The 2,634-nt window shown below is 68.8% G+C and carries 3 protein-coding genes; 2 read left to right on the forward strand and 1 reads right to left on the reverse strand.

Translation table 11 applies throughout. The features are described 5' to 3' along the window. Positions 1 to 105: 105 nt before the first annotated feature. Positions 106 to 1,185, reverse strand: coding sequence for an ATP-grasp domain-containing protein (locus M3Q23_07995; protein ID MDP9342027.1), 1,080 nt, complete (start codon positions 1,183 to 1,185; stop codon positions 106 to 108). 338 nt (positions 1,186 to 1,523) lie between these two features. On the opposite strand from M3Q23_07995, the gene M3Q23_08000 reads away from it, so the two are divergent. Beyond that, entirely contained in the window at positions 1,524 to 2,105 is a 582-nt protein-coding gene (locus M3Q23_08000) for a NifU family protein (GenBank protein ID MDP9342028.1), read from the forward strand. A 63-nt stretch (positions 2,106 to 2,168) separates the two neighbouring features. Further along, on the forward strand, positions 2,169 to 2,570 hold the full coding sequence (locus M3Q23_08005) for a VOC family protein (GenBank protein ID MDP9342029.1): 402 nt from the start codon (positions 2,169 to 2,171) through the stop codon (positions 2,568 to 2,570). The last annotated feature ends 64 nt before the right edge of the window (positions 2,571 to 2,634 follow it).

The following is a 2,634-nucleotide window of genomic DNA, read 5'->3' on the forward strand; positions in this document are numbered from 1 at the left end:
AGATCGGGCCGGTCGGGGGGAAGAACTTTCTGCACGGCTTCACCGCGTCGATAGCCCTGTTCGTCGACGCCTGATGCGACCAGGTCTCATTGGACCCAGGGCTGATCATTCCTGTGCGCCGATCACGATCTCCAAGTGGCCATGCGCGGTGCGGAGCGCGTCCTCGACACCCTCGGGACCGTCGGCCCGAGCGAACAGGAAGCCGAGGTATCGGTCGCCCTCAGGCAGGGGTATCACCTGCCGCCCCGGCCCGATGGTGAGTTCGAGCCCCGCGATTCCCGGAACGGCTCGGGCCCGGTCCTGGCCCCGCACCTCCTCTAAGATCCCGGCCCGAGGGATGGGGATCATCATCACCCCCGAGGCCGCTGACTCGCGCCGCAGGTCGTCGATGGGAAGCCCGAGTGCGTGGCGCAGGATCACCTCCTCCAGCGTGACGCCTACCCCGAAGCGCAGCGAGCGTGAGCACAGGCCGCCGATGGAGCGCGCGGCCAGCTCGAGAACCCAGGCCCGCCCTCCATCGGTCCGAAGCTCGGCGTGGATCGGCCCCTCCACGAGCTCGAGCGCCGCGGCCGCGTCGGCCGTCATTCGGACGATCGCGTCCAGCGTCTCCGGAGGTAGGCGGGACGGGGTGACATAGATAGTTTCCTCGAAGTAGGGGCCCTCCAGCGGATCGGGCTTGTCGAACACCGCGAGGGGCTCGAGGGTCCCACCCCGAAGCAGGCCCTCAACAGCGACTTCATCGCCAGAGATGTATCGCTCGACGAGCAACGGGGCGTCCGGATCCTCGCCCGCGTCGGCCAGGATCGCCCGGACCCGTTTCGCGGCCACGACCGCCGCCTCCGGATCGTCGGCTCGGATGACGCCCCGGCTGCCCGAGAGCGAGACCGGCTTGACCACACAGGGAAGGCCCACCTGGGCGGCAAGCCCGGCGACCTCCGCATCCGAGCCGGCCATCCGGAACTCGGGCTGGTGCACCCCGGCGCACTCCAGGGCTCGGCGCATTGCGGCCTTGTCCCGGCTGCGTGCAGCCGCATCGGGTGGGTTGTGGGCCAGTCCCAACCGCTGCCCTGCCAGCGCGGCGACCAGCACGCCCTCGTCGTCGACGGCCACCACCGCGTCGAGCGGCGTTCGGGCCGCCAGCCGGGCGATCGTGTCCGCGGCCTCGTCGGGGTTCTTGCAGTTCACCGTGAGGGCCGATGGCCCATGACCCCGGCCAGTGCCTGCCGGCGCTCGGAGGCCACCACAACCTCGGCCCCGAGTGCCCGCGCCGCCCGAAGAAAATCCCCGGCTCGGTAGGTGGAGGTGGGCAAGAGAAGGAGTAGGCGAGCCACAAACGTATCCTAGCTACGAGCCGCCGTCTCAACGGTGGATCCGACTGCTCGCGCGGAGCGGGGTGGAGAATGACTACCGAGGACCAAGCCTCACTGAAGTCGATCCTCAGGATCTCGCCGACCGCACGCGCGAAGCTGCTCGAGGAAAGAGCAGAGGATCCGCAGCCCGAGCGCCTTGTGCTTCGGCTAGAGGTGACCGGCATCGTGGACGGCGAGTACACCTACAAGATGTATTTCCAGCTCCGGGAGTCCGTAACGCCCTCGGACACAGAGCTCGGTGACGACGACCTGGCGATCGCCATCCCACCGGACAGCGTGGAGAAGCTGCGCGGAGCGAGCGTCGACTGGGTGGTCCAATTCGACCAAGCGGGCTGGGCGATCACCAACCCCAACCGCCCGAGGCCGAGCATCGGGAGTCCGCTCCCCATCACGCCGGTCGGCCCGAGCAGCCCTGCGGTGGGCAGCCGCCCGCCGGCCGATCTGAAGGCCGATCTCTCCGGCGACGTGGCCCAGCGAGTCATGGTGGTCCTGGACCGGCAGATCAACCCGAGCATCGCGGCCCATGGGGGCCACGCCGAGTTGGTGGCGGTACAGGACAACACGGCCTACCTCCGACTGAGCGGAGGATGCCAGGGTTGCAGCATGGCAACCGTCACGCTTGGCCAGGGGATAGAGGTTGCCATCAAGGAGCTCGTCCCCGAGATCACGAGGGTGCTCGACGTCACCGACCACGCCAGCGGGACCAGTCCCTACTTCGAGGCCGCCAAGAAGTAGTGGGGGGCATGTACCCCTCCCGCTGCAGATGGCTTCGCAGGTCCCGGAGCCGGTTATGGTTCGATGGTGGCCGTGGAGAGCCTCGGCTATGTGATCCTGTACGTCTGCGATCTGGAGGCGTCGGTCGCGTTCTATCGAGACGTGGTCGGGCTCCCCTTCAACCTCCGCGACGCGGGGTACGCGGAGTTCGTCACCGGCGAGACGAGGTTCGGGCTCCTTGAGCGTACACGCGCCTCTGACCTGATTCGCCGCGAGCCCACCGAGGGAGGCCCGGCCGGCGAGGTCCTCTTCCTCGTCGAGGACGTCGATGCCGAAGCCAAGCGGCTCCGGGGCCTGGGCGTCGAGTTCCTCTCCGGCCCGATGGACCGGCCGTGGGGACACCGGGCCCTCCACCTCCTCGATCCCGACGGGTTCGTGGTCGAGCTGGCCCAGAAGATCCCCCGGCTCCTGCCTCGCCATGGCTGACGTCGACGACCGGGCCGCGATCCTCGCCTACCACGAGGCCACGAAGCACTCACCGGTCAGCGTC

It is taken from the genome of Actinomycetota bacterium, assembly GCA_030774015.1.
GTDB lineage: Bacteria > Actinomycetota > UBA4738 > UBA4738 > JACQTL01 > JALYLZ01.